Raw genomic sequence first — 1,398 nt, 5'->3', positions numbered from 1 at the left:
AACTCTTGCACCCGTTACTTTAAGTTATCATGAACGAAACTAGCTCCTTACTCGTAACACCGTAGGTTAATTTGGTTACACTGTTTACTGGAAAAAACAAACCAAATCAGAGCTACATTACGAAAGGAGCTAGCTATTATGAAGGATACCATAAAATATGTAGGTTTAGACGTTTCAAAGGAAAAAATTGCCGTTGCCATTGCAGATGAAGGTCGTGATGAGCCAAGGTATTGGGGAATGATTCCTAACACTCCGGAATCCATTAGAAAGTTAGTAAAAAAGCTTGGAGAAAAAGAGAATCTTCGAGTGTGTTATGAAGCTGGACCAACTGGCTATGGTTTATATCGGCTTTTTCTTAGACTAGGAATTGAGTGTGAAGTGATCGCCCCATCTTTAATCCCTAAAAAACCAGGAGAGCGCATCAAAACTGACCGTAGGGATTCGATTAAACTAGCAAAGTTATTTCGCGCCGGCGAATTAACTCCTGTTTATGTGCCAACAGAAGATGATGAAGCCCTTCGGGATTTAGTCCGTGCTCGTGAAGATGCTAAAGAAGATGAATTAAGAGCCAAACATCGATTATCGAAATTCCTTTTACGCAATGATATTCACCCTCCTTTCAAGGGAAAAAAGTGGACTCGTAGATATCGTGAATGGTTAAATACTCTAAAGTTTGAGCGTTCCGCATCCAAAGTAGTTTTTCGAGAGTATCTGCACCATCTACAAGAAATTGAGCAAAGAGTAAAACGATTAGAGGAAGAAATAAAGTTACAATCAACCGAAGGTTACCATGCGCCAATGATTCAAGCACTACAATCATTAAGGGGAATAGCTATGATTACAGCTACCAGTCTTGTGGCTGAGATAGGATCATTTAAAAGATTTGCTTCTCCCAAAAAGTTAATGTCTTACGTTGGGTTAATTCCAAGTGAAAGTTCTAATGGTGAAACCAGAAGGCAAGGTAATATTACCAAAACAGGCAATCGTCATGTTCGTCGGTTGCTTGTAGAAGCAGCCTGGAGTTATCGATTTCCTCCTGCTATAAAGGGAGATTTAAAGAAAAGACTAGAAGGACAGTTGCCTAATCTTCAAATGATCTCATGGAAAGCTCAAAATCGCCTTCATAAAAAATATTTTCGGTTACTATCACGTGGAAAGTCATTTGGGAAGGCACTAACAGCCGTTGCAAGAGAATTAGCAGGGTTTATCTGGGCAGTAACTCAAGAAATTGAAAATAACTCCATGGCAAAGTAATAGTTTCGAATAAAAGTAATATTAATTTTCTTTAAAAGTCGGAGCATAGGGCTCGGAGGCAAAGGTAAAAACCGGTAAGGAGAAACCACGAAATGTACTTGTGCTACCCCTAAATAGGCTAACGCACGTTTTAAGTTAGTGGAA

The 1,398-nt window shown here is 39.2% G+C and carries 1 protein-coding gene; it reads left to right on the top strand.

From position 1 onward, the window contains the following. Window positions 1–138 precede the first annotated feature (138 nt). Window positions 139–1,254, top strand: a complete 1,116-nt coding sequence (locus ACIFOT_RS01030; RefSeq protein WP_430060822.1) for an IS110 family transposase — start codon at window positions 139–141, stop codon at window positions 1,252–1,254. Window positions 1,255–1,398: the final 144 nt, after the last annotated feature.

The sequence above is a fragment of the Neobacillus sp. NRS-1170 genome (assembly GCF_050468025.1).
Note: the sequence above shows the minus strand (reverse complement) of the source record. Positions and strands in the feature narration are given on the sequence as shown.

Coding starts and splice junctions, on each gene's coding strand:
- ACIFOT_RS01030 (WP_430060822.1), top strand. CDS start 139: ATGAAGGATACCATAAAATATGTAGGTTTAGACGTTTCAAAGGAAAAA.